Source organism: Mesorhizobium loti, from assembly GCF_013170705.1.
Classification (GTDB): domain Bacteria; phylum Pseudomonadota; class Alphaproteobacteria; order Rhizobiales; family Rhizobiaceae; genus Mesorhizobium; species Mesorhizobium loti_D.
In genome coordinates this window covers 6,611,491-6,637,165 of sequence record NZ_CP033334.1, presented here as the reverse complement: position 1 = coordinate 6,637,165, position 25,675 = coordinate 6,611,491, and the positions used below count along the sequence as shown (strand labels likewise).

The 25,675-nt window shown below is 59.3% G+C and carries 25 protein-coding genes and 2 pseudogenes; 23 read left to right on the top strand and 4 right to left on the bottom strand.

Annotated elements, in window-relative coordinates:
- The first annotated feature begins 121 nt into the window (after positions 1-121).
- The 8 genes from EB815_RS32330 to EB815_RS32300 all read left to right on the top strand — a co-directional run bounded on the left by EB815_RS32330 (position 122) and on the right by EB815_RS32300 (position 8,217).
- Positions 122-1,828: a pyridoxal phosphate-dependent aminotransferase gene (locus tag EB815_RS32330; RefSeq protein WP_065005762.1), complete on the top strand. Its 1,707-nt coding sequence runs from the start codon at positions 122-124 to the stop codon at positions 1,826-1,828.
- Between the two features lie 54 nt (positions 1,829-1,882).
- Positions 1,883-2,674 (top strand): DeoR/GlpR family DNA-binding transcription regulator, encoded by a 792-nt coding sequence (locus tag EB815_RS32325; RefSeq protein WP_020629141.1) that lies wholly within the window; start codon positions 1,883-1,885, stop codon positions 2,672-2,674.
- Between the two features lie 188 nt (positions 2,675-2,862).
- Positions 2,863-4,425, top strand: coding sequence for an ABC transporter substrate-binding protein (locus tag EB815_RS32320; protein WP_065005716.1), 1,563 nt, complete (start codon positions 2,863-2,865; stop codon positions 4,423-4,425).
- Between the two features lie 5 nt (positions 4,426-4,430).
- Positions 4,431-5,462: an ABC transporter ATP-binding protein gene (locus EB815_RS32315; RefSeq protein WP_065005717.1), complete on the top strand. Its 1,032-nt coding sequence runs from the start codon at positions 4,431-4,433 to the stop codon at positions 5,460-5,462.
- A complete protein-coding gene (locus tag EB815_RS34175; RefSeq protein WP_348625437.1) occupies positions 5,459-5,770 on the top strand; it encodes an ATP-binding cassette domain-containing protein in 312 nt (103 codons plus the stop codon). The genes EB815_RS32315 and EB815_RS34175 overlap by 4 nt, the downstream gene beginning before the upstream one ends.
- Positions 5,733-6,419, top strand: a complete 687-nt coding sequence (locus tag EB815_RS32310; RefSeq protein ID WP_348625438.1) for an oligopeptide/dipeptide ABC transporter ATP-binding protein — start codon at positions 5,733-5,735, stop codon at positions 6,417-6,419. Before EB815_RS34175 ends, EB815_RS32310 begins: the two co-directional genes overlap by 38 nt.
- Positions 6,419-7,360: an ABC transporter permease gene (locus tag EB815_RS32305; protein ID WP_065005718.1), complete on the top strand. Its 942-nt coding sequence runs from the start codon at positions 6,419-6,421 to the stop codon at positions 7,358-7,360. The genes EB815_RS32310 and EB815_RS32305 overlap by 1 nt, the downstream gene beginning before the upstream one ends.
- Entirely contained in the window at positions 7,357-8,217 is an 861-nt protein-coding gene (locus tag EB815_RS32300) for an ABC transporter permease (RefSeq protein WP_065005719.1), read from the top strand. Before EB815_RS32305 ends, EB815_RS32300 begins: the two co-directional genes overlap by 4 nt.
- Before the next feature lie 164 nt (positions 8,218-8,381).
- On the opposite strand, the pseudogene EB815_RS33845 reads toward EB815_RS32300, so the two are convergent.
- A pseudogene (locus tag EB815_RS33845) lies at positions 8,382-8,447 on the bottom strand (3'-5' exonuclease); the annotation flags it as partial.
- A 208-nt stretch (positions 8,448-8,655) separates the two neighbouring features.
- Positions 8,656-8,796: pseudogene (locus tag EB815_RS34350) on the bottom strand (nucleotidyl transferase AbiEii/AbiGii toxin family protein); the annotation flags it as partial.
- 443 nt (positions 8,797-9,239) lie between these two features.
- On the opposite strand from EB815_RS34350, the gene EB815_RS32290 reads away from it, so the two are divergent.
- The 15 genes from EB815_RS32290 (at position 9,240) to EB815_RS32220 (ending at position 24,367) form a co-directional block, all read left to right on the top strand.
- A complete protein-coding gene (locus EB815_RS32290) occupies positions 9,240-9,539 on the top strand; it encodes a hypothetical protein (protein WP_019863317.1) in 300 nt (99 codons plus the stop codon).
- Complete coding sequence (locus EB815_RS32285; protein WP_065005722.1) at positions 9,536-9,967, top strand: PIN domain-containing protein; 432 nt, start codon at positions 9,536-9,538, stop codon at positions 9,965-9,967. The genes EB815_RS32290 and EB815_RS32285 overlap by 4 nt, the downstream gene beginning before the upstream one ends.
- A 36-nt stretch (positions 9,968-10,003) precedes the next feature.
- Positions 10,004-10,792 carry a DUF5131 family protein gene (locus EB815_RS32280; RefSeq protein WP_027047779.1) on the top strand — a complete coding sequence of 263 codons (789 nt, stop codon included), beginning with the start codon at positions 10,004-10,006 and terminating at the stop codon, positions 10,790-10,792.
- Positions 10,793-10,817: 25 nt separating this feature from the next.
- Positions 10,818-12,083 carry a three-Cys-motif partner protein TcmP gene (locus EB815_RS32275; protein ID WP_064987112.1) on the top strand — a complete coding sequence of 422 codons (1,266 nt, stop codon included), beginning with the start codon at positions 10,818-10,820 and terminating at the stop codon, positions 12,081-12,083.
- The gene (locus EB815_RS32270) at positions 12,080-13,036 is read left to right on the top strand and encodes a restriction endonuclease (RefSeq protein ID WP_065005723.1); all 957 of its coding nucleotides are present in this window, start codon (positions 12,080-12,082) and stop codon (positions 13,034-13,036) included. The genes EB815_RS32275 and EB815_RS32270 overlap by 4 nt, the downstream gene beginning before the upstream one ends.
- A 128-nt stretch (positions 13,037-13,164) precedes the next feature.
- The gene (locus EB815_RS32265) at positions 13,165-14,106 is read left to right on the top strand and encodes a restriction endonuclease (RefSeq protein WP_065005724.1); all 942 of its coding nucleotides are present in this window, start codon (positions 13,165-13,167) and stop codon (positions 14,104-14,106) included.
- Positions 14,107-14,115: 9 nt separating this feature from the next.
- Positions 14,116-15,012 (top strand): bacteriophage abortive infection AbiH family protein, encoded by an 897-nt coding sequence (locus EB815_RS32260; RefSeq protein ID WP_065005725.1) that lies wholly within the window; start codon positions 14,116-14,118, stop codon positions 15,010-15,012.
- A 467-nt stretch (positions 15,013-15,479) separates the two neighbouring features.
- On the top strand, positions 15,480-16,373 hold the full coding sequence (nifH, locus tag EB815_RS32255) for a nitrogenase iron protein (RefSeq protein ID WP_006331760.1): 894 nt from the start codon (positions 15,480-15,482) through the stop codon (positions 16,371-16,373).
- Between the two features lie 104 nt (positions 16,374-16,477).
- Positions 16,478-17,983, top strand: coding sequence for a nitrogenase molybdenum-iron protein alpha chain (gene nifD / locus EB815_RS32250; protein ID WP_065005726.1), 1,506 nt, complete (start codon positions 16,478-16,480; stop codon positions 17,981-17,983).
- A gap of 129 nt (positions 17,984-18,112) precedes the next feature.
- A complete protein-coding gene (gene nifK, locus EB815_RS32245) occupies positions 18,113-19,654 on the top strand; it encodes a nitrogenase molybdenum-iron protein subunit beta (RefSeq protein ID WP_065005763.1) in 1,542 nt (513 codons plus the stop codon).
- 60 nt (positions 19,655-19,714) lie between these two features.
- Positions 19,715-21,205, top strand: coding sequence for a nitrogenase iron-molybdenum cofactor biosynthesis protein NifE (nifE, locus tag EB815_RS32240; protein ID WP_019863329.1), 1,491 nt, complete (start codon positions 19,715-19,717; stop codon positions 21,203-21,205).
- 9 nt (positions 21,206-21,214) lie between these two features.
- Positions 21,215-22,597 (top strand): nitrogenase iron-molybdenum cofactor biosynthesis protein NifN, encoded by a 1,383-nt coding sequence (nifN, locus tag EB815_RS32235; protein ID WP_065005727.1) that lies wholly within the window; start codon positions 21,215-21,217, stop codon positions 22,595-22,597.
- Positions 22,563-23,060, top strand: coding sequence for a nitrogen fixation protein NifX (gene nifX / locus EB815_RS32230; RefSeq protein ID WP_065005728.1), 498 nt, complete (start codon positions 22,563-22,565; stop codon positions 23,058-23,060). The genes nifN and nifX overlap by 35 nt, the downstream gene beginning before the upstream one ends.
- 17 nt (positions 23,061-23,077) lie before the next feature.
- Entirely contained in the window at positions 23,078-23,557 is a 480-nt protein-coding gene (locus EB815_RS32225) for a NifX-associated nitrogen fixation protein (RefSeq protein ID WP_019863333.1), read from the top strand.
- Positions 23,558-23,581: 24 nt separating this feature from the next.
- Positions 23,582-24,367 (top strand): response regulator transcription factor, encoded by a 786-nt coding sequence (locus tag EB815_RS32220; protein WP_019863334.1) that lies wholly within the window; start codon positions 23,582-23,584, stop codon positions 24,365-24,367.
- A gap of 411 nt (positions 24,368-24,778) precedes the next feature.
- Here the strand turns inward: EB815_RS32220 and EB815_RS32215 are convergent, their stop codons facing one another.
- Both EB815_RS32215 and EB815_RS32210 read right to left on the bottom strand, forming a co-directional pair.
- Positions 24,779-25,243, bottom strand: coding sequence for a GNAT family N-acetyltransferase (locus EB815_RS32215; RefSeq protein WP_065005729.1), 465 nt, complete (start codon positions 25,241-25,243; stop codon positions 24,779-24,781).
- 55 nt (positions 25,244-25,298) lie between these two features.
- Complete coding sequence (locus EB815_RS32210; protein ID WP_155767356.1) at positions 25,299-25,511, bottom strand: hypothetical protein; 213 nt, start codon at positions 25,509-25,511, stop codon at positions 25,299-25,301.
- Positions 25,512-25,675 lie beyond the last annotated feature (164 nt).

The following is a 25,675-nucleotide window of genomic DNA, read 5'->3' as shown; positions in this document are numbered from 1 at the left end:
TCGGATGACGCCGGTATGAACGCATCACGGGATTCTTCGAGCGCCCGTGGGTCGTTTTGATTTTTGGGAATGGGCGCTTCTAGGCGCTCTTTTTGCTTCCTTCAGAAGAAAGGAGTCCGAGATGGCCGATACGACCCGTGCTATTTTTATCCTCGATTTCGCAGGGCCAAAAATACATCTGTGGAGTGGCAGCTACGATGCACCGTTGGTTCCTATCAACGGTCAGCCGCTCTTGGATCGTCTCGTCAACGCCTGTGTCGAAAACGGCATTGAAGATGTCACTTTCGTTGAAAACTTGAGCAGCGGCACATTCGATGGGTTCCGACTGCAGGACAGCACAAATACGCTTTCGTGGCGCGACGCGCATGACGGCGATCTCATTGAGAAGTTCCGCCAACATGAGGGCGATACTCTCCTGATATGGGGAACACCGCTTTTCGACAGTGAGGTTCTTGACGGTATCAATACCAACAAAGGTTTGCGCGGCTCCGCTTGGCGGCCCGACGCGCCGACCGGGATTTATCGATTGAGTGCTGATGTTCTACGCAATCTTCTGGCCGAAAGCCGCGCCGCGGCATCTCTGCATCAGGCCTTCAGCTGGTTAGTCGCGGGCCTGTCCCAGCTGGACGTAGCGTTGCCTGACAATGTGCTGACTGCTGGCTCCAAGCTGCTCGATATTTGCGACGGTGTCGACGCATCCATCGCGGAATTTCGGTGTGACAAGGAGAACGTGCTGTGGCGTCTGGAAACGAGCGTCGGAGGTTATTGGCGCAAGCCAATCGCTGAGCACATGCTTCTTTGCAATACCCGTTTCCCTCCCAAGACTTTTTACGATCGGCTGGCGGCGAGGCTCGAAGGCGTGTTGACATGCTATCCTTCTCAGCAGATGGATATCGCTTCAGTTGTTGGCACGATGACCTCGCAGCAGCCGGACTTTATTGCAGTCGGAAACGGGGCGACCGACCTCATCCAGGCGCTCTATTCAACGCTGAACCCAACAATCGCGATTCCCGTGCCGACGTTCGCCGGCTTTCAAACACCTCCCGATGACGAACAAAAGAACAACTTCGTCCTCACCCCGCCCTATTTCGATCTCGACGTTCGAGCCTTCCTGGAATTCGTACTGGCGACAGGCGCGGATACGGCAATCGTTGTAAATCCAAACAATCCGACCGGTCGACTTGTTGATCATGCTGACGTGGCATGGCTGGCGGAGGCCCTAGGATCTCGAGGGCGACGGCTGATCGTGGATGAATCGTTCATTGATTTTCCCGCTGATGGCCGACCAAACAGCGTTGAGAATCTGGTTCCGTCCTGTGCCAATTTGATCGTGGTGAAGAGCCTTGGAAAGGTCTTCGGACTTGGCGGAATCCGGCTCGCCTATCTCATGGCTGGCGATCCCACCCTCGTTGCCGCCGTGCGCCGGAAACTGCCGCTGTGGAACATTAACGGCATTGCGGAATACACACTGTTCCTGCTTCCCGAATTTGCAGAGGAATTGGAACACAGTCTAGAGATGTTGCGAGAAGATAGAGAGCTGTTCATCGAGGAGCTGCGGACGGTACCGGGCCTCGACGTCGTACCTTCGCAAACGAATTTCATCTTGTGCCGGCTGCCTGAAAATTCGGTATCCGCTGCCGAACTCAAGCGCCGCCTCGTTCTATTCGAATCCGTCCTCGTAAGAGAATGCGGCTATCAAGCCATGAACGAAGCAGATCGATATCTGCGCCTGACGGTTCGAAGTCGGACGGAAAACGAAAGGCTGGCAAAAGCTCTGCGGCGCACCTTAAGCCGCTCAATGGCCTGTGAGAGTGACGCCCTGGCGTGACATTTGCGCAGCGAACTGAATGGTCTTTTTTCGAATGCCGCGAGAGAGAGAAGCATGTCGCTTAGTTACAATCGTCATAAAAGGCTCGTAGAAATCGTCCAGGCGAATGGCGAAGTGCGCATCCGAGATTTGATGCAGCGGTTCAATATTTCAGAAGAGACTGCGCGGCGGGATATCAAACGGCTCGAGCAGGATGGCTTGGTCGCACGTGTCCATGGCGGCGCGGTCGCAACGCAACGGCCCAAGTTGCTGGCCATCTCATCGCGAGCTGTTTCCGAGCGCGCGGAAAAAAGCACCATCGCTGAGATCGCCCTGGGTCTTCTGAAGCCCGGTCAGAATCTCTTTTTCGGGGGCGGCAGCACCATTCTGTCGTTGGCCAGCCGCATATCGGCCCTCCCAGAAATGCGCGTCGTCACCAACATGGTCGATACTGCCATAGCCGCGGCCGAAGGCCATCGGCATCGCGTCGTCATGCTGGGAGGCGATTTCAATGTCGATTTCCGGACCGTAACCGGATTCACCGCCTTGCGTACACTCCGCGAACAGCAGATCGACATCGCATTCATCGGCGTCAACGCGGTGCATCCGAATGGCGTCTTCGACCATGAACAGGTCGGACAGGAGCTTGCTGCGACGCTCTGCGAGCAAGCGCGGAAAATTGTCATTCTCGCAGATCACAGCAAATTCGGCTTGTCGGCGCGCTACCGCATCCTGCCCTATTCGGCGATCACCGCGATTATCACCGACCGGAAGCCTGCATCGGACATGCTGGACAAGATCGAGGCCGCCGGTGTTGAAGTTCTATATCCGCAAAACCGTCACAACCCCGCACCGGTCTCTACTTGATCATCTGCGTTCAGCCAGCAGGCTGCCCCAACCGTGAAAGATTTTTTTCCGTTTGATTTCAAGAACCACCACAATCCGTCTCAAACCTGCAAAAAACCGTCACATAACCGCGCTATGTCTCAGCCCGTCTCGGGAGCGGATTTCGTTCGCTCCGATTGTCATCCCGACTGAAAGAGAGGGGATTTGATATGCAAACGACACGTCGCAGATTTCTCGGCATGACCGCCATGGCGGCTGGCGCGATAGCATTGCCGAACACGATCATGGCGGCAACCGCCCGGCGGCCGAACCTCAATATTGCCGTTCAGGACCTGCGCACAATTCTGGAACCGGTGGACGGCTCCTCCATCGCCAACGTTTCCTGGCGGGTGCAATACAGCATTTTCGATCAGCTTTTACGGACCGACTACATCGACAATTTTCGCCTGAATTTCGCGCTTGCGACATCATTGAAGCAAATTGACGCCACGATCCATGAGATCAGGTTGCGCGACAATGTGAAGTTTCATGACGGTTCCACAATGACGGCGGATGACGTTGTCTTCTCGCTCGGGCCGGATCGTCTGCGCGGCGAAAATGCGCCGGGCGCGGCCGTGTTTGCCAACTTCCTCTCCTCGCTCGCCGATGTTCAGAAGATCAATGACCGCACTGTCCGTTTGATCACCAGGACAGAGGATCCGGTCTTTGCCCAGCGGCTCGGCGCCTGGGGCACGCAGATCATCAGCGCCAGGGCACGGGCTGGCGCAAGCACCTATGACGCCTGGGCGGCGAAGCCGATCGGCACCGGCCCTTACAAGATCGGCGAGGTTCGCAATGGCGACGAGATCACGCTGGTGGCGCACGACGAATATTGGGGAGGTCAGCCGCCATTTGCCTCGATCCGCTTCAAGCGGTTGCCGGAAATCGCCGCGCGCATCGCCGGACTGAAGTCGGGCGATTACGATATCGTCACAGACATCACTCCGGACCACATTGCCGAAATTGAGGGAGTCAACGGCCTCTCGATTGTTGGTGGCGAAGCCATGTGGTTCCGCTTTCTCACATTTGCTCCACTCAGGACTCCCATCCTGAAAGATGTCGATCTGCGTCGCGCACTCGCACTCGCTATCGATCGCGGTGCGCTGGCGGACGGCCTCTGGGACGGCCGGGCGAAAGCGCTGACCAGCTGGCAGCTACCGATCTTCGGCGAGATCAACGACCCCAACCGCAAGGGGGTGTCCTATGACCCGGCGCAGGTCAAGGAACTGCTCGCCAAATCATCCTACAGAGGCGAGGAAATCCCATACCCTTCCGTCGGCACCTATTATCCGATGCAGCTCGCCGAGAACCAGGCGCTTGTCGAGATGTGGAAGGCTGCCGGAATCAACGTCAAGCTGATCATGTGTGAAAACTGGACGCAGGTCGGCGACATTGGCGGCATTAATGACACGTCCGGCGGCGCCTTCTACGCCGATCCCGTTTCCATGCTGTGGCAGATTATCGGTCCGACCAATGACCTCCAGTCGACAGGTGGCTGGACCAATGCCGAGTTCAACGCGCTCGGTCACGAGCTTGAAACGACGACCGATCTCGCCAAGCGCCAGGCGGCCTTCAAACGGATGCAGGACATTGTCGGGATCGAGGACCCTTGCATCACGCCGCTGCACTCCATGCCCTTCATCTATGGGCAGAAGGCGGATGTCAGCTGGCGGCCCAACCCGTTGCCGCAAATGTATCTCGGTCCGAAGATGCCGCCTGAGCCGGTGGCCTGAGTTCCATGCTGCATAAGTCTTTCCAGAACAGCGCCGGCGCCGCGCTGTTGCCGGCTCATGGCATCGGGGCTTCCGCCACCAAACCTGCCATCAGCATTGCTGGCTTGAGGGTGGCGTTCGGCGATGTGCCTGTGCTGCACGGTGTCGATCTCGTTGTGAACAAAGGCGAGGCCTTGGGTATCGTCGGCGAATCCGGCTGCGGCAAGTCCGTGACCTGGCGGGCGGTTCTTGGCCTGCTGCCGAAATCCGCGGAGATCGGGGGCGAGGCCAGGATTGGTGATCTCGATCTTGTGGGCGCACGACAATCCGTTTTGGATCGGGTGCGCGGCGGACGCATCGCCATGATCTTCCAGGATCCGGCCAGCGCGCTGAACCCGGTGCATCGCATCGGCGCGCAGATCACCGAAGCGCTTCGCCTGCACCGTGGCCTCAGCGGTGCCGCCGCCCGTGCCGAGGCCTGCCGCCTGCTCGACCAGGTCGGGATAGCCGCTGCGGCAAGCAGGCTCAACACCTACCCCCACGAACTGTCGGGCGGCCAGAACCAGCGGGTGATGATTGCCATCGCGCTCGCCGGCCGGCCCGAACTGCTGATCGCCGACGAGCCAACGACCGCGCTCGACACCACCGTGCAGGCGCAGATCCTGCTGCTGCTCAAAGATATTCAACGCGACACAGGCATGGCGCTGGTCATGATCAGCCATGATCTCGCCGCGGTGGCGGCCGTCTGTGACCGGGCATGCGTCATGTATGCGGGCCAGATCGTCGAAACGGCACCGAAACACACGCTTCTGACCGCGCCGCAGCACCCCTACACACGCGACCTGATCGGTGCCATTCCGCCCTCGCACGGTCCGCGCATGCGGTTGACCGCCATTGCCGGCGCGCCGCCACAACGCCATCTGTCGCCGGGATGCGCCTATGCGCCACGCTGCCGGCACGCGATCGCGGTATGTCGCACGAGCCGACCGGAACCGCGGCAGGTCGCCGCGCGGCATTCGGTGCGTTGCCTTCGTTTGGACGCCGGCACGTATCAATGACCCTGCTGCGTCTTAACAAGATCACCCGTCGCTTTCCGCTCGGCTCGCCACTCTACGGACCGCGGAAATATCTTGTAGCAGTCGATGGCGTGTCGCTGGAAGTCGAGATGGGCCGGACGACCGGCATTGTCGGCGAATCCGGATGCGGCAAGTCCACCACCGGCCGTATTGCGCTCGGTCTGGAGCCGCCGGACAGCGGAGGTGTGCTGTTTCAGGGTTTGCCGCTGCCGCGCATCGACAGCAACAGGTTGGCGCGCGCAGCGGCGCCAAATGCAGCTGGTCTTTCAGGACACCTTGGCAGCGCTTGATCGCCGAATGACTGTCAGCGCTCTCATCGCCGAGCCGCTGGCGATTTACGGGATTGGCGATTCGGCAAGCCGCAAGCAACGTGTGGCGGAGCTTCTCCACGGCGTCGGCCTCGGCGAAGACCATGGCGTGCTCTATCCGCATCAGCTTTCCGGCGGCCAGCGCCAACGCGTCGTGCTTGCGCGGGCGCTGGCGCCAAAACCCTCGCTTCTGGTTTGCGATGAGCCGGTCTCGGCGCTCGACCTGTCCGTCCAGGCGCAAATCGTCAATCTGCTCATGGATCTTCAGCAGGAGCTCGGGCTCGGCCTCTTGTTCATCAGCCATGACTTGCGGGTCGTTCGCCATGTCAGCGACCGGATCGTCGTCATGTATCTTGGCCGCGTCGTTGAGCAGGGGCGCGCCGACGCCATTATCGATCAACCCGCCCATCCCTATACGCAGGCGCTCGTCTCGGCCATGCCGAGGCTTCCGGGCGGCTTCGATCATTATGTGGCGTTGCCAGGCGAGCCGCCGAGCCCCACCGATAGGCCGTGCGGATGCCCGTTTCATCCACGCTGTCCACTTGCGCGCGACGTTTGCCGCCAGAGCCTGCCCGAACTCCTGCCGCTAGGAACGGAACGGCAGGTCGCCTGCCATTTGGTGAGGCATTGATGAGTGCTGTGTTTCGTTTCGCCGGCCCCAAGATCCTGCGTGCCGGCCTGTCGATCCTGATCGTGGTGACCTTTACATTCGTGGTGCTGCGGGCCTCTGGAGACCCGGCGCTGCAGATACTCGGTCCCAGCGCCCGCGCCCCGGATCTTGAGGCGTTTCGCCGGCATTGGGGGCTCGATCGGCCTCTGTATGTGCAATATGTCCGCTATGTCCTGGCGGCACTCCACTGCGATTTCGGGAATTCCATGCTGGCTGGAAAACCGGCCCTTGAGCTTGTGTTCGAGCGCGTGCCCCTAACATTGGCGCTCATGCTGCCGGCACTGGCGCTCACGATGCTGATCGGCATTCCGGTTGGCGCCTACGCCGCCATGCATCGCGACACCTGGGTCGACCGATCGGTGATGATGCTGACCGTGTTCGGCTTCACCGTGCCAAGCTTCGTGCTCGGGCTATTGCTGATCCTGATCTTTTCCGTGACGCTCGGCCTGTTCCCGTCCGGCGGCGCGGATCGGCCGGAAAGCTTCGTACTGCCGGTGCTCACGCTTGGTTTGGGCGGGGCGGCCATTATCGCGCGCTTCACGCGTAGCGCCATGATCGAAGTTCTGTCGCAGCTCTACATCGTGGCGGCCAGCGCCAAGGGCGTGGCGTGGCGGCAGGTGGTTCGCCACCATGCCTTTCCGAATGCGATCATTCCTGTGCTGACGCTGTTCGGCCTGATGCTCGGCGGGCAGGTCGCGGGCGCCGTACTGGTGGAAAGCGTCTTCGGCTGGCCCGGCATCGGCCAATTGCTGGTGGTTTCGGTTGCGAACCGTGATCTCGCCGTGGTTCAGGTCATCCTCCTTCTCGTGGCGCTGACCATGACGTCGGCCAACCTGCTGATGGACCTGCTTTATGGCGTGTTCGATCCGCGCCTGCGTGGAACAAACTCAGGATCGCAATGAAAACGGCAACTGTAGAAACCAACCGTCCGACGGCTCGCTCGGTGGACCTGCCGACACTCCTTGCGGGCGGCTGGGTTCTCCTCATGCTCTTCACGGCGCTCGCCGCGCCGCTAATGGCTCCTTATGAGATTACTTCTATCGACCTGCGCCATCGCCTGGCGCCGCCCGTCGGCTTTGGCGGAACGATGCTACACGTCCTGGGAACCGACGATCTGGGCCGTGACGTGGCCTCGCGTCTTTTCTACTCGATCCGCACCAGCTTGCTGGTCGCCTTCGGCGCCACTGCAATCAGCGTGTTGGTCGGTACCGGGATTGGCTTCATCGCCGCGTATTTCCGCCGGCTCGTCGAGCATGCCCTGCTGCTAATGATCGACGTACAGGCTTCGCTACCGTTTCTAATCGTGGCGCTGGCAATGCTCGCCTGTTTCGGTAATTCGCTGACGCTGTTCGTCGCCCTGATGGGACTTTATGGCTGGGAGCGGAATGCGCGGTTGGCACGAGGACTGGCAATCACCGCCAGCGCGCAGGGCTATGCGAGCGCAACGCGCCAGCTCGGCGCCCATCCGCTGCGTGTCTATCTGCGGCATATCCTGCCCAACAGTGCGGCGACGCTTCTCGTGGCGGCGACGGTGACCTTTCCGGAGATCGTCCTGGTGGAAAGCGGACTGTCCTTCCTCGGCCTCGGCGTCCAGCCGCCGATGACCAGTCTGGGTGTCATGGTCGCGGCGGGCCGCGAGTATATCACCCGCGCCTCCTGGATGCTGCTCGCTCCAAGCCTTGTCATTGTCATGACGGCCGTTGCCGTTAGCGTCCTCGGCGATTGGTTGCGCGATAAGCTCGACCCGACCCTCAAATAACGGTTCCCAGTGCAAAGCAAGCTGATCTCCGTACTTGTCGACGGCTGCGCTCTCGCACGTAGCGGGATGCCGAACCTTCGCCCGCGGCCGGTATCGACGTAACCGGAATACAGCATATGGATCTCGTCGCGGGCCCGCGTCAGGCCAACATAGAACAGCCGTCGGCTTTCGCGTCGCGCCGCCGGCTGCTCGTTGCGCCAGGGCAAACCGCCCAGATCGAGTCCCACCATGATCACGACATCATATTCGCAGCTCTTTGCCGAGTGCGGCGTCAACAGATTAAGATGGAGAGGCGACGCGTCGCGTCCACCGAGGCTCGCCAGATCCAGGTCGGCGAGCGGCCCGCCGACAGCGAGCGCCGCCGACATGCGCACCACCTGTTCGCGCTGATCGGCGAGGCTTGGCTCTACCGCCATCAGCGCATCGAGCATTCCCGGCCGCAGCGCGCCGATTGGCGAAGTTTGTAATTTTGATCCGCGAAATTCGCACGGCGACATCGTGCCAGTGACGAGCAAAGCGATCGCCGCGCCGGCGCTCCTGCAGGCAGAAGACATGGATGGCCGTCGCCTTCTCCCAGAAGGGCACCTGCACGCGGAACCCGTCCAGCAGGCGTTGTGGTCAACCATCGCCGCGCGAATCGACCAATCCCTGTTTCGCGCCGTTCGCCAAACGAGCCTCGCCCGTCCTGGGGCCGACGCCCTCTGGTCGGCGCCGAGATATTTCTCTTGTCAGCGCAAAAAATCCGACGCTGAGGCCGTAAAAAAGTTACGCCCTTGATTCAAAGGGAAAATTGCCGGAAACATTTTTTTGAGGTTTCGCCAACCATCGGCACCAGATCGGACGATCTTTACACCTCGCGTCGGCCGGCGGCTGCTCGACGCTGGTCAACAAGTACCGTCGCGTAACATATATCACGCGTCCACCGATGCCATTCAACCGAAAGAGCGCACTGCCCGGACTGCCTGCACCTTGATCAAACCCAGCATTCTGGTTATATTACTGGAAATAAGTCGGAGGTAACTATGGGCAGCTCGCAAAAACGCGCCATTCAAAACTATCGATCTCGCCTCAGCGAGCGCGGCTTGGCGCGCTTCGAGGTGCTTGGCCGCGATGCCGATCGCGACCTCATTCGATCTTTGGCTCGCCGCCTGGCGGAAGATGGACCGGATGCCTCTAGCCTGCGCGCTGCTGTCAGCCAGACCATCGCCGGCGAGCCACCCAAGCTTGGCGGGATTCTCGCCGCATTGCGTCGTTCGCCGCTGGTGGGAGCTGACCTCGATCTTTCCCGCCCCCATGAAGAGGGACGCAAGATCGACCTGTGACACGCTACCTCCTCGATACCAACATCATCAGCAATGTCGTGAAATCGCAGCCGTCGGAATCGCTCCTGGCATGGATGTCGAGACAGCGTGACGAGGATTTGTTCATCGCTTCGCTGACCGTTGCGGAAATTCTTCGCCGGGTTCTGGAGAAGCCACGCGGGAAAAAACGCAACGCACTCGACAAGTGGTTCTCTGGGCCCGAGGGGCCGCAGGCGCTGTTTGCGGGCCGCATCCTTTCGTTCGACGACAAGGCAGGGCTGATCTGGGCGCGGCTGATGGCAGGAGGAAAAGCGGCCGGCAAGCCGCGCAGCGGGCTCGACATGAGCATCGCCGCTGTCGCCGGAGCGAACGAGTGCGTGCTGGTAACGGATAACGAAAAAGACTTTGCCGGGCTCAAGGTCGTCAATCCGATACGCGGAGCGGTCTGATGCGGCGTCGGGTCAAGGAATGCTCGGGAGGGCAAGATGGCTGAAACTCAGATAGAGTGGACAGACTCCACTTGGAACCCCGTCGCAGGATGCTCCATCGTCACCGCAGGCTGCACCCATTGTTATGCTATGGAAATGGCCAAACGCCTTGAGGCCATGGGCATCGCAAAATATGCGGGACTTACCCGTAAGACGGGAAAGCGCACCGTGTGGAATGGCGTCGTGCGGGAAGACCGCAAAGCGCTGGCCATGCCCTACGGATGGAAGAAACCGCGGAAAATCTTCGTAAACTCTATGAGCGACCTCTTCCACGAGGGTGTCAGCGACGAATTCATCCTTGAGGTCTGGAAGGTCATGCGCGAGACCCCGCGCCACAACTATCAAATCCTTACTAAGCGTCCCGAGCGAATGGCAGCTCTCGTCGCCTCGCAGTTGGGCGACATCCTGCCCAATGTCTGGCTGGGCACTAGCATTGAAGACGCGAACGTCGTGAGTCGAGTCGACTATCTCCGCCAGGCGCCCGCAGCCATTCGCTTCATCTCTTTTGAGCCTCTCATTGGATCGGTTGGCGCCGTCGACCTCCGCGACATCCATTGGGCCATCGTGGGCGGTGAAAGCGGCAAATCCGCTCGACCGATCAGGGAAGAATGGATCGACGAAATTTACGGCCAATGCCTGGCGGCCGGTACCGCCTTCTTCTTCAAGCAGTGGGGAACCTGGGGCAAGGATAACAAAAAGCGTTCCAAGAAGGCCAACGGGCGCGAGTATCGGGGCCGGACCTGGGACGAGATGCCGACCACCCAGCAAGGCACGGTTACAATGTAGAACAACATCCGTCGGGGGGAGCAAAGTGGTCGAAAAACGATATGAATGGGCCGACGGAGCAAAGCTGGAGGAACACTCTCGCCGCAAACATAAAATTTTGCGAGAATATGTATTCGACTACTTGACGGTCCGCTGTAGGCTGCCTCAGCAGGAGCGATTTCGCCTCGCGATCGTCGACGGTTTCGCTGGCGGCGGGCGCTACCAGTGCGGCTCACCTGGATCGCCGTTGATTTTCATCGAAGAATTAAAACGAGCAGTCGAGGCTGTGAACACGCAGCGCGCCGTCCAAGGGCTTGGCGCTATCGAAGTCGAATGCCTCCTCGTATTCAACGACGCCAACCGCGATGCGATCGAACTTCTGAAGACGCATGTCGCACCGATGCAAGCAGAGGCTAGCCAGAGCTGCCCCAAGCTGCATCTGCGGGTCGAATATCTGAACGAGTTCTTCGAAGCCGCTTATCCCGATATCAAGAGCCTGTTGGGGCAAGGCCGCTATCGGAGCGTCATCTTCAACCTCGATCAATGCGGTCACAGCCATGTCGAGCGAAACACCATCCTCGACATTATGCACTCTTATCCCGCGGCTGAGATTTTCTACACCTTCGTCATCAGTTCGCTGCTCGCATTCCTTCAAAAGGACCAACCGGAGCGGCTTCGCGCCCAGCTCGATCATCTCGGGCTGACGAGCAACGATATCCAGGCGCTCGATGCGTTAATGAGCCAAAAGGACTGGCTCGGCACAGCCGAGAAAATCGTCTTTGACGCTTTCCGATTGTGCGCCCCCTATGTCAGCCCGTTCTCGATCAATAATCCCGGCGGGTGGCGGTACTGGCTGATCCACTTTGCGAATGCCTATCGGGCAAGGCAGGTCTACAACAACATTCTTCACGACAACGCCAGCTTACAGGCACACTTCGGTCGATCCGGCCTCAACATGCTCTCCTACGATCCAAAGCATGATGAAGGCATGCTCTACCTCTTCGACATCAGCGGTCGCGTATCGGCAAAGAACCAGCTTCTCGGAGACATTCCGCGCCTGATCATGGAATGCGGAGACGCCATGCCTGTCATGGACTTCTACGAAAGCATATACAACATTACCCCGGCGCACGCCGACGATGTCCATGCAGCGATCATCGAAAACCCAGACCTTGAGGTGATAACGCCCGCCGGCGGGGAGCGACGGAAGGCCAATACGATTGGCGTTGATGACGTCATCAAAATGAAGAAGCAGATCAGCTTCTTCCCAATGTTCCTGAATGCCGGGACAAAAGGCGGTCCAAAAGAATGACCGCGAACCGACATCGGGATCCCGAATGGCGCGAATTCGAACGCCTGATCGCGCGGATCGAGGCCGACGCAGGCCCCCGGGGGCTGATCGTCAAGTCACCGGATCGTCTGCGTTGCAGGCTCACAGGTCGGCTGAGGGAAGTGGATGCCAGCATTCGTGCCAAAGTCGGCACGACCGAAATGCTTGTCACGATCGAATGTCGACGCAGATCAAGACTGCAGGATGTCACCTGGATCGAGCAGCTAGCCACAAAGAAGTCTTCGATTGGCGCGGATCGAACCATTGCCGTCACTGCATCTGGTTTTTCCCCGGAGGCTCAGATTGCCGCGTCTCATGCGGGCATTTCCCTGCGGAAAATTTCGGAAATTACGGTTGCGGAAATCAACTCGATCTTGTTGCGACTGGACTTTGTGCTCTTTTGGCATAGGGCCTGCGGCATTGCACGGATCGGCATCCGGAGGTTCCGTTCGCTCGATTGGAAAGTTCCCAGTACGCAGGACGTGGATTTTACTTTACCGGAGGATACTGATCCGCTCGCGCCGATCTTTCGCAACACCGAGTCCGACGCAACTTGGTCTTTAACTGATCTGTGGCACCAAATCCAAGGGGCTGCAGATCCGTTTGACGGCATTCAAAAGGCGCAACCGCCTGCGTTCCGCACCGCATGCTTTCCTTATCCCGGCTCAGTCACCCTCACCACCGCCGACGGCCCCTGCGTGCTCGGTGACGTCCTACTGACGGTCGCGCTTTGGATAGAGGCCGAGCAGATCACTCTCGATGCGGCGCACAAGGTCGAGTACGCATCCGACGAGATGGCCGCGATCCAGCGCGTCGAATTCGCCTCGCGCCGGCGAAAAACGAACGATTGGCGCATCTCCCTCCAGATCCCAAAAGACTCCGAGGATCCCGCCAATCTCCGAACAGGAACCAATTGGCTTGATGCCGAGAAATAGCGACACACATTGCCTTTTGAAAAACATCGACCAGTTTGTGCCCCCGCCCGACCCTGCACATGCGCAGCAATCGGACAAGCTGCTGTGAGGGTCCTGGCTAGGGGCGTGCGTCCCAGGAAAGGATCTCTATGAGTATCGCCCAGACAGTTCGACCGATTCATTTCGAGGATTTCAGTGGGTCCGAGTTCGAACGACTTGTCTTTGCCTATCACCTCTGTGAGGGATGGACCGACCTCGCATGGTACGGCCAGGCCGGCAGCGACCAAGGGCGAGACATCGTCGGCACTCGGCCATTCGACGACCGGCCGGACGAACGGACTGTCATTCAATGCGTAAACCGCGCAAGTCTTACTCAGACAAAGGCCGAGAAGGATATGTCCGCGGCAATCGGTGCTGCGTTCGGGCGCCCGGCGACATTTAAGTTTGTTTGCCGATGCAGCGTCTCCGCTCAGCGGCGGGACGAAGTGAAAGCTGCGGCCAACAAGCTGGGAGTGGCTCGCGTCACGATCTGGTCGGGCTCAGAGTTTGAAGAACATCTGAGGCTCCGCGCCGAGTTCCTCCTTCGACGTCTGGTCGAAGGGGTCCCCTTTCCCGACACCGCGGCTGAACTGCGCGATTTCGTTGACCGGTTCTCGGCTATTACCGATGACCAGACACTGGCGATGCTTGCGCGGGCCTTCGATAGACCGGCCTTTCGAACACCCTTTCAGCAGGAGAGTAACCTTCCAGCCTTCCTACAGGCCGTCGAAGACACCATTCGCGTGCTGAGCACCGGCATCTGGCAAACCCGTGAAGGCGTAGAAATCCATCGCCTTCCCTCGTTGCATCACATCCGTGATCCAAGCGTCCGATCGGCCCTCGAAGCGACGGTGCGTGAACTAGATAACCTTCGTCGCCGCTATAAAACCTTGCTTTCAACCGGTGCGATCAGGCCGTGCGGCTGTGGCGATCCGTCCTGTCCGACCTTCATGTTGACCGATGCCGCTGCCCGGGAAATGGACCGCGCCCGCGATCGCGTCCTTACTGCATTTCGAAAGCCATATCCGAGCTTCAGCGTAACTCTGGAATAAAGCAGGCTGATGAGCGACACGTTATACATCATCGGCAATGGCTTTGACCGCTATCACGATATTCCATCGGATTACGTGGACTTCGGCCGATATCTCAAGCAAGTCGATCTGGCCACCTATCGCGAAGTCGAGACATATTTTGCAGTCGACGACGCGTTCTGGTGGGAATTCGAGGCGAGGCTGGCCGACTTCGATGTCGACACGGTTATTGACTATGCCTCTCAATTTCTCATGTCCTATGGAGCGGAGGACTGGAGTGATTCAGGCCATCACGACTATCAGTATGAACTGAACCGCGTCGTCGAGGCTATTTCTTCTACAATGCGGGCACGGTTCGCCGATTGGATTCGACAGCTTCGCATCCCCGCAGCCAATTCATTCACCGGCAAACCTTTACCGCTCGACCCGACCGCGCGTTATCTCAACTTCAATTATACGCCGACACTTCAGAAGGCCTATGGAATTGCCGATAGCCAGGTTCTGCACATTCACGGGCAAGCCAGTAGCTCTGCTGACCAACTCGTGCTCGGCCATGCATGGCAGCGCACTTTGGCGGACTCCCTCAATCACGGCGTTGATGTCGAGGCTGCGGACACACGCGTCCTTGAGGGCAACAGGATCGTCGACGACTATTTTTCGGCGACGTTCAAGCCGACCCATAAAATCATCCTGCAGCAGCAGCCGTTCTTCCATAGCCTGAGATCAGTGCGTCGAATCCTCGTCATGGGACACTCCCTTTCTGAGGTGGACGCGCCATATCTCGAGGAAATAACCAAGCACATCGACGCAACAACGGTGACGTGGAAGGTTAGTTATCACAGTAATCCAGCGGCGGCGCAGGCTCCAATGTCGGAGCTGGGAATTGATCCTGGTCTTATAAGCCTCGCACGTTTGATCGATTTCTGAACAATTCTGATCCTTTCCAAGAATGTCCCCTTTTCAGCGACCAGACCGCTGTGGCTGCCATACGACCCTTGCTTGAGTCCAGGCCTGACCCGCGAAATTATCCGACTTGGCGCCCGATGGCCGCAGCTACAACCTCGACGGGCAAACCGACCAAGTCGGGGTGAAGACGCGAGGGGGCATCTACTTCATCAGATTTTGACAACTAGCTTCCTTCCGGGCTCCGCGGCCGACCAACGCCATCCGACATCTCCTGTCGCCTTTGTCGGGCCCGCGACACAAGTTTATTTAGCCAATTTAATATTTTTGCCAAATGTTAAACAGCTGAAAAGCAATCATAAAATTTCTTCTTCGATCCAGCCGGCCAAATTGGCACGAGTTTTGAAACGATCGGTGCGAGGCGGCGGGATCTGCCGACCGGCATTGAAGTCGCGGTAACCGCTATGGATGGAAAGAAGGAAGGAAGCAACATGTCAGGTCTGCGTCAGATCGCATTCTACGGAAAGGGAGGCATCGGCAAGTCCACCACCTCTCAAAATACGCTAGCCGCCCTGGTCGACCTCGGACAGAAAATCCTGATCGTCGGCTGCGATCCCAAAGCCGACTCCACCCGCCTGATCCTGAACGCAAAGGCGCAGGATACCGTTCTGCATCTCGCCGCCCAGGAAGGTTCTGTGGAAGACCTTGAACTCCAGGACGTGCTCAAGATCGGCTACAAAGACATCAAGTGTGTGGAGTCCGGCGGCCCCGAGCCGGGTGTCGGCTGCGCCGGCCGCGGCGTCATCACCTCGATCAACTTCCTCGAGGAGAACGGCGCCTATGACAATGTCGACTATGTCTCCTACGACGTGCTGGGCGACGTGGTGTGCGGCGGCTTCGCGATGCCGATCCGCGAAAACAAGGCCCAGGAAATCTACATCGTCATGTCCGGCGAGATGATGGCGCTCTATGCCGCCAACAACATCGCCAAGGGTATCCTGAAATACGCCCATTCGGGTGGCGTGCGGCTCGGCGGGCTGATCTGCAACGAGCGCCAGACCGACCGCGAGCTCGACCTCTCCGAGGCGCTGGCCGCCAGGCTCAATTCCAAGCTCATCCACTTCGTGCCGCGCGACAACATCGTCCAGCACGCCGAACTGAGAAAGATGACGGTAATCCAGTATGCGCCGGACTCCAAACAGGCAGGGGAGTACCGCGCGTTGGCCGAGAAGATCCATGTCAATTCGGGCCAGGGCACCATCCCGACCCCAATCACGATGGAGGAGCTCGAGGACATGCTGCTCGACTTCGGCATCATGAAGACGGACGAGCAAATGCTTGCCGAGCTTCAGGCCAAGGAAGCGAAATTGGCCGTCGCTCAGTAACCGCCGCTACCGACAGGGGGCGCCGACCGTGACCTGGCGCCCCTTTCTACGAAGCAAGGCCTCGTTGGCGAGGCGTTACCCGAACCTTGAAAGGGGCAGGTCCCATGGGCCTCGACTATGAGAATGACGGCGCTTTGCATGCGAAGCTTATCGAAGACGTGCTGTCCCAATATCCAGACAAGGCGGCGAAGCGTCGCAAGAAGCACCTCAGTGTCGCAACGAGCAAGGACGAGGCCGGTGGGGAGGACAAGGGCCTTTCCGAATGCGATGTTAAATCGAACATCAAATCCATTCCGGGCGTGATGACGATCCGCGGCTGCGCCTATGCCGGCTCCAAGGGCGTGGTGTGGGGTCCAGTCAAGGATATGGTCCACATCTCGCACGGGCCGGTCGGCTGTGGGCACTATTCCTGGTCGCAACGCCGCAACTATTACGTCGGCACGACGGGCATCGACACGTTCGTGACAATGCAGTTCACCTCCGACTTCCAGGAGAAGGACATCGTTTTCGGCGGCGACAAGAAGCTGGAAAAGATCATCGACGAGATCGAGGACCTGTTTCCGCTCAGTGGCGGCATCTCGGTGCAGTCCGAATGCCCGATCGGCCTGATCGGGGACGATATCGAGGCCGTGTCGCGCAAGAAGGCCAAGGAGCACGAAAAGACGATTGTACCGGTGCGCTGCGAAGGTTTCCGCGGCGTTTCACAATCGCTCGGCCACCACATTGCAAATGATGCGATCCGCGATTGGGTCTTCGACAAGGACGATGTCGCGTTCGAGTCCGGCCCATACGACGTCAACGTCGTCGGCGACTACAACATTGGCGGCGATGCCTGGGCCTCGCGTATCCTGCTCGAAGAGATTGGGCTTCGGGTGGTCGGCAACTGGTCGGGCGACGCCACACTCGCCGAGATAGAGCGCGCGCCCAAGGCCAAGCTCAACCTGATCCACTGCTACCGGTCGATGAACTACATCTGCCGGCACATGGAGGAAAAATACGGCATCGCCTGGATGGAATACAATTTCTTCGGACCCTCCCAGATCGAGGCCTCCCTGCGCAACATCGCCAAGCATTTCGGCCCGGAAATCGAGGAGAAGACCGAAAAGGTGATCGCCAAGTACCGGCCCTTGGTAGATGCCGTCATCGCCAAGTACCGACCGCGCCTCGAAGGCAATACGGTGATGCTTTATGTCGGCGGCCTGCGCCCCCGTCACGTCATCACTGCCTACGAGGACCTCGGTATGGTGATCGTTGGCACCGGCTACGAGTTCGCCCACAACGACGACTATCAGCGCACCGGCCATTACGTGAAGAATGGCACGCTCGTCTATGACGACGTCACCGGTTATGAGCTGGAGAAGTTCATCGAAGGCATCCGCCCTGATCTCGTTGGCTCCGGTATCAAGGAGAAGTACCCGGTGCAGAAGATGGGCATCCCGTTCCGCCAGATGCACTCCTGGGACTATTCCGGCCCGTATCACGGCTATGACGGCTTCGCCATTTTCGCCCGCGACATGGATCTGGCCATCAACAACCCGGTGTGGGGTCTCTACCGCGCGCCGTGGAAGAAGATGAAGGACGCGCCGGTGAGGGCGGTCGCCGCCGAATGAGGACTGGCCACCCTGCCAGGCAGGGAGGCCGATAAATGCTTGGGGCGCACTCGATCCGCGGGAGGCCCCTTAACGTCTCGATGTCCCTGTGCTGCCGCTTGGCGCGGCCAGATGGAAAAGGTGACCACCATGCCGCAATCGGCCGAAAAAGTTCTCGACCATGCTCCCCTGTTCCGCGAGCCGGAATACAGACAAATGCTTGCCGAGAAGAAGCTGAATTTCGAATGTCCGCACCCTGATCAGATCGTCACCGATCAACGCGAATTGACCAAAACTTGGGAATACCGCGAAAAGAACCTCGCTCGCGAGGCGCTTGTCATAAACCCCGCCAAAGCCTGCCAGCCGCTCGGTGCCGTGTTCGCGGCCGCGGGGTTCGAGAAGACTATGTCGTTCGTTCACGGTAGCCAGGGCTGCGTTGCCTACTACCGCTCGCATCTGTCGCGACATTTCAAGGAGCCTTCGTCAGCGGTTTCCTCCTCGATGACCGAGGACGCGGCAGTGTTTGGCGGCCTGAAGAACATGGTCGACGGGCTCGCCAATACCTACAAGCTCTACGACCCCAAGATGATCGCCGTCTCGACCACCTGCATGGCCGAAGTCATTGGCGACGACCTGCGGAGCTTCATAGAGAACGCCAAGAACGAAGGCTCGGTCCCCTGCGACTTCGACGTGCCTTTCGCTCATACGCCTGCCTTCGTCGGCAGCCATGTCGATGGCTATGACGGCATGGTCAAGGGCGTGCTCGAGCATTTCTGGAAGGGCAGCGAGCGCTCGCAAGCCGCTGGGACCATCAACATCATTCCAGGCTTCGACGGATTCTGCGTCGGAAACAATCGGGAACTCAAGCGCCTCCTCGACCTGATGGGTGTCACCTATACCGTCATTCAGGACGCCTCAGACCAGTTCGACACGCCGTCGGACGGCGAATACCGCATGTATGACGGTGGCACCAAGATTGAAGACCTGAAAGGGGCACTCAACGCGGAGGCGACACTGTCGCTGCAGCATTACAACACCCGCAAGACGTTGGAATATTGCAACGAGGTCGGGCAGGCGACGGCATCCTTCCACTATCCGCTGGGTGTCCAGGCGACCGACGAATTCCTGATGAAGATCTCGGCGATTTCCGGCCAGGAGATCCCCGAGTCAATCCGGATGGAGCGCGGCCGACTGGTTGACGCCATGGCGGACAGCCAGTCATGGCTGCACGGCAAGAAGTACGCAATCTATGGCGATCCCGACTTCGTCTACGCCATGGCCCGCTTCGTCATGGAGACCGGCGGCGAGCCGACACATTGCCTCGCGACCAACGGCACATCGGCCTGGGAGGCCGAGATGAAGGAATTGCTTGCATCCTCGTCCTTCGGCCAGGATGCCCAGATCTGGGCGGGCAAGGATCTCTGGGCGATGCGTTCGCTGCTGTTTACAGAGCCGGTGGACCTGCTGATCGGCAATTCCTATGGCAAGTATCTGGAACGCGACACCGGCACGCCGCTGATCCGGCTGATGTTTCCAATCTTCGACCGGCACCATCACCATCGCTTTCCCCTCATGGGCTACCAGGGTGGATTACGCGTGCTGACGACGATCCTCGACAAGATATTCGACAAGCTCGATCGCGAGACGAGCGAAACGGGCGTGACGGACTATTCCTATGACCTCACCCGCTAAGCCCGTGCCGGCTTTTCGTCGAGGCCGTCCATTGCCCAATGGACTTCGGAGACTGACGCAATGACCTCGCTCAGTGCCAAGATCCAGGACGTTTTCGACGAGCCCGCCTGCGATACCAACCGCGGCAAGGATGCCAAGGCGCGCAAGGAGGGCTGCTCGAAGCCGCTGACCCCCGGGGCGGCAGCCGGCGGCTGCGCCTTTGACGGCGCCAAGATCGTCCTGCAGCCAATCACCGACGTTGCGCACCTGGTCCATGCGCCGCTCGCCTGCGAGGGCAATTCCTGGGACAACAGAGGCGCAGCTTCGTCCGGGCCAACCCTGTGGCGCACAAGCTTCACAACCGACCTCACCGAACTCGACGTCGTGATGGGGCGGGGCGAGCGGAAGCTGTTCAGGGCGATCCGCGAGATCAAGGAAACATATGCGCCGCCGGCAGTCTTCGTCTATTCGACCTGCGTGACGGCGCTGATCGGCGACGACATCGAGGCCGTGTGCAAACGCGCGGCCGAAAAATTCGGCTTGGCCGTGGTGCCGATCAATGCGCCGGGCTTGGCCGGCTCCAAGAACCTCGGCAACAAACTCGCCGCCGAAGCGTTGCTCGATCATGTCATCGGCACGGTGGAACCCGACGACGCCGGGCCCTACGACATCAACATCCTTGGCGAATTCAACCTCTCGGGCGAATTCTGGCTGGTGAAGCCGCTGCTTGATCGGCTCGGCATCCGGGTGCGCGCCTGCATTCCGGGCGATGCGCGTTACCTTGACGTTGCATCCGCGCACCGCGCCCGGGCGGCTATGATGGTGTGCTCGAGCGCACTCATCAATCTGGCACGCAAGATGGAGGAGCGCTGGGACATCCCGTTCTTCGAGGGCTCCTTCTACGGCATAACCGATACGTCGGAAGCACTTCGCAACATTGCTGAGCTGCTGGTGAGGAAGGGCGCCGATGCGGAGATCCTCGATCGCACAGACACGCTGATTGCTGAGCAGGAAGCGATTGCGTGGAAGAAGCTCGAGGCCTACCGCCGGCGGCTTCAAGGCAAGCGGGTGCTGCTCAATACAGGCGGTGTGAAGTCCTGGTCAGTCGTTCACGCGCTGATGGAGACCGGCATGGAGATCGTTGGCACCTCTGTCAAGAAATCCACGGTCGAAGACAAGGAGCGGATCAAACGGATCCTCAAGGACGAAAACCACATGTTCGAGCAGATGGCAGCGCGCGATCTTTACGCCATGCTCTCAAACCACAAGGCCGACATCATGCTGTCGGGTGGGCGCACGCAATTCATCGCGCTGAAGGCCAAGACACCCTGGCTCGATATCAACCAGGAGCGCCAACATCCTTATGCCGGCTATGACGGCATGGTGGAACTTGTACGGCAGATCGACCTCGCCATTCACAACCCGATCTGGGGTCAGGTACGGGAGCCGGCGCCGTGGGATTGCCCGCCTGCTTTGGAGGACGATCTGGCGAGCACGAAGAACGGGACCGCGACTGTGAATGCTTTCAATGAATTCGCTGGCGCGACGGCTCACCGCTTCGACAACCGTTGAGGAAATCCGATGGTCCGCATCCTTCGCAAAATCAAATCAGCGGCGGTCAATCCGCTGAAGTCGTCGCAGCCACTGGGTGCCGCCTTCGCTTTTCTTGGAGTCGACGGTGCGATGCCCCTGTTCCACGGCAGCCAAGGCTGCACCAGCTTCGCCCTCGTGCTCTTCGTGCGGCATTTCAAGGAAGCGATCCCCTTGCAGACAACGGCGATGGACGAGGTGGCAACCATACTCGGCGGAGCGGATCATCTGGAAGAGGCGATCCTCAACCTCAAAACCCGCACAAAGCCAAAGCTGATAGGGGTGTGCACGACCGCGCTGGTGGAGACCCGTGGCGAAGATTGCGCGAGTGATATCGCCAACGTCAAGCTGAAGCACGTGGAAGAACTCGCGGGTACGGAGGTCGTGCTGGCCAACACGCCAGATTTTGACGGCGCGATCGAAGAAGGCTGGGCCAAGGCTGTCGCGGCGATGATCGAAGGGATTACACGGTCGGGCGCACGGACCCGGCACCCGAAGAAGATCGCGATCCTGCCCGGATGCAACCTCACTGTCGCTGACGTCGAGCATTTGCGTGACATGGTTGAAAGCTTTGGGCTCAAGCCGGTTGTTCTGCCGGACGTCTCCGGCTCTCTCGACGGCACGGTTCCCGACCGCTGGGTAACGACTACCTATGGCGGCACCAGCGTCGAGGAAATCCGCGAGCTTGGCACTGTCGCGCAATGCATCGTCATCGGCGAGCACATGCGCCACCCTGCGAAAGTGCTGCACGGGTTGACCGGCGTGCCGTTCGCGGTGTTCCAGTCGCTGACCGGATTGAGGGCTGTCGACCGGTTCGTCTCGCTGCTATCGGCGGTTTCGGGCGCGGCGGTGCCGGCCCAGGTGCGCCGTCACCGGGCGCAATTGCAGGATGCGTTGCTCGACGGACATTTCCATTTCGGAGGCAAGAGAATTGCGATCGCTGCTGAACCAGACCAACTCTATCAACTCGCAACCTTCTTCACCGACATGGGCTGCGACATCGCGGCGGCGGTCACGACGACCGATATGTCGAAGATTCTGCAAAAAGTACCGGCGGAGTGGGTTCAGATCGGCGATCTCGGCGATTTGGAAGCTCTTGCAGCGGGCGCGGATCTTCTCGTAGCACATTCCCACGGTCGCCAGGCGTCGCAACGCCTTGGGATTCCGCTCATGCGCGTCGGCTTCCCGATCTTTGACCGGCTGGGCAGCCAGCACAAGCTCACAATCCTGTATCGGGGGACCCGCGACCTGATCTTCGATGTTGCCAATATCTTCCAGGCCAACCAGCGCGCGCCGACACCTGAGGCGCTTGACCCATTCCGTAATCGAGAAATGCCAGATGAGCTCCGTTCGTCGCCTCTCACTCGTCACTGACGAGGTTCACGCACCGATGCCTGAACGACGAGCAGGCGCATTGCGCGTAGCCATCGCCACGCAAGACATGAAGGGTCTCAATGCCCATTTCGGGTCGGCCAAGCGCTTTGCTGTCTACGACGTGACGCGCGAGGAGTGGCATCTCGTGGAAGCCGTGGCCTTCGATGAGGTTTCCGATGAGAGCGGGAAGCGTCGGACCGAGGGCGATGACCGCATCACGCCGAAGGTGGAGGCGCTGAGGGGATGCCACCTGCTGTTTTGTCTGGCCATCGGCGGGCCTTCGGCAGCCAAGGTAGTTTCGGCAAAAATCCATCCCATCAAGGTGCCGCAGCCACAAACCATCCAAGAGGTGCTGTTGCGCACTCAGATGATGCTGAGGACATGTCCTCCTCCCTGGCTGCGAAAGGTGCTGGCCGAAGCCGGTGTCGCCGAAAAGAAACCCTCCTTCGAGGACGAGGACTGAAACGAGGAAAGAGCAAAATGTTTGAAGTCGCGATCAGCCCTGCTGTCAACGATGACGAGGCGGCCCTTGCCAGCCCGTTCGTCAAATGCCTCGTGCGGCTGATCCGTGCTCAAGATACCCACGGGTCGTGGGACGGCAAAGCGGACGCCGAGTTGCTGGCCGACTTCATCGTCAGCAAGGAACAGCGTCGGACGATTCCAATCATCGGCGATCCCGATCCGGACGTGCTGTGGAGGCTCGACAAGTTTTACACTGCCGTCGCCCTTGCGATCGAGGAGCGCTCCGGCCTGATGGCATCGCCGATGATCGAAATGAGCCATGAGGGCTTCGGGCGTGTGCTTTTCACCGCCGGGCGGCTGGTCGTTCTATCCAAGACCCTGCGCGACGTCCATCGGTTCGGCTTCGAGACGTTCTGCAAAGTCGCCGCGGCCGGTACGAAACTGGCCGACGATGCTATCGCAGCCATCGACGCCTATCCCGAGGTGGCACGGGCATGAAACCGATTTTCGAGCAAGAGGATCATGTCAGGCCTTGAGGAGCCGCGACGGCCAGCCTACGCGGCCGACGCAGTCGAGGCCAATTTGGTTCTCGGGGTAGCGCTGATGAAGCCACTCGTCCTGATCTGTTCGCAAGATGCGGAGTTCTATCTGTTCCTCAGCCACATACTGGAAGTGGACGGGTTCGCCAGTGAGCCGGCAGGCGGCGCGAAGGAAGCACTTGCAATGGCCGACGAACGGGAATTCCAGGCCGTGGTGCTGGACTGCGGTCCAACGAGCCTTACCGGGTCCGCAATCTGCGCCCGGCTCAAGCGCGAGCCCCAGACCGGCGGCCTGCCCATCATTGCCCTGATCGCGCCCGGCGCCGAGAACCAGCAACTCGATCTGTTGAAGGCCGGCATTGACGAGAGCTTTGTACGGCCAATGGCGCCGGCCAAGCTGCTCGATTGTTTGCGGACGAGGCTGGCGCTGCCGAAGCCGGGTTCAAACGGGATTGAAAACGGCAGCTGGCTTTCCTGTGGCACTCTTGAGATGAAGCTCGATGCCCACCGGGTTTGCGGCAATGGCCATGACATCCATCTCGGACCGATCGAGTTCAACGTCCTGCGGCATTTGCTCGAGGCTCCCGGCAAGGTCTTCAGCCGGGACGAGTTGATCGGCGCGGCCTGGCCGGCCAATATCCACGTCGGTGTACGCACAGTCGATGTCCATATCAGTCGGCTCAGAAAGGCGCTGGAGACGGCCTCGACCGGCATCGTCATCCGTACCGTCAGGTCGGCCGGCTACTCGCTCGAGAAGCCGGACGGCTGAATCAAGTGCCGGGTGTGGTGCCCTCTTTTCCTCGGTCTTGCGGCCTGAAACGCCCTCAACGAATACTCAGGAAGAAGCAGGAAAATGGGCTTTAAAACCGTACTCTGTTTGACCGGCGCCGACCATTCCGATCAGGACGTCACAACTGCTGCCGGCTTGTGTGCGGAAATCGGCGCGTACCTTTCCGTACTGATCATGCCCCCTCCGACGCACCTTATGTCGCATCGGCGGATCGAGGATGGTGTCCCCGAGTGGCCGATAGGACGTGGACAGGCAATTACCAGATTGAACGATCGGTTTCGGCAAATCGATCGATTTACACACGACGTGGTCAGACGGGAAAAACGCTCCAGAGATGTCCAGAAACTGCTGGAATCTATGTCGCTCGCCGGTAGTGGGTCAGTTTGAAATTCAGACCGCCATTCTATGAAGATCGATGAACATGACAGGCGACTCTGACGCCTTGTTGTCCGGCGTATCGATCATCGTGAAACCGTATCGCTCATAGAATTTGATGGATGGCTGTTTGGCGTCTACGACAAGAAAACGACACCCGACATTCGGGCATATTAGCTCCTTTGTGACACCTAGCGCGAGGTCCACTAGTTGCCGGCCAAGCCCGCCGCCTTTAAGACGTCTGTCAACCGCCAGCCTAGCAATCTTGACCGCCGGATACCTTGGATACGGATACTGAAGATCCTCGCCATCATGGTTCGCCTGAACCTCAATTTCTCCGCATATAACGGTGATATAGGCGCTTACCCTCTCCGTTCCGTCTTCGACCGCAACATAGGTTCGAGCTAGGCTCGCCGCCTGATGGGACTTGGCGTCCTTTCGAAGAAAGGTCTTGAGAGGTGTAAAAGCCGCGTCACCCAACGATAAGGACGTTACTCCATCCTTATCGTTGAGCGCTCGTATCTGAAATTTTAGTTCAGCGTTTGCGGCCAGGGGATTTCGCGTCCGATTTCTTGATCGTAACGCTTACCGAACCCGACTTCTGCATTTGACAAAGCATGGCCGAGCCACGCTTGGCGGATGCCGCCGCAGCTGCTTTTGGTCGTCCGTAGCGGACCTGATTCAGAAACTTTTTGGCGTCATCACCAGTCAGGGTGACTCCACCAAAAGCAGAGGATTTAATGCTCATGTCGGTCTCCCTTTCTTAGTGTTGGAACCAATCCGGTTACGTATGTCGGCATGGAATTATGTCCGTCAATAGCCTACCAAAGGTTGACTAGCAACGAATGGCATGTTATCGAGCGACTTGCTCTCTCGGCTAGTCGCTTTTCAAGGCCGCATTCCCTGAAAAAA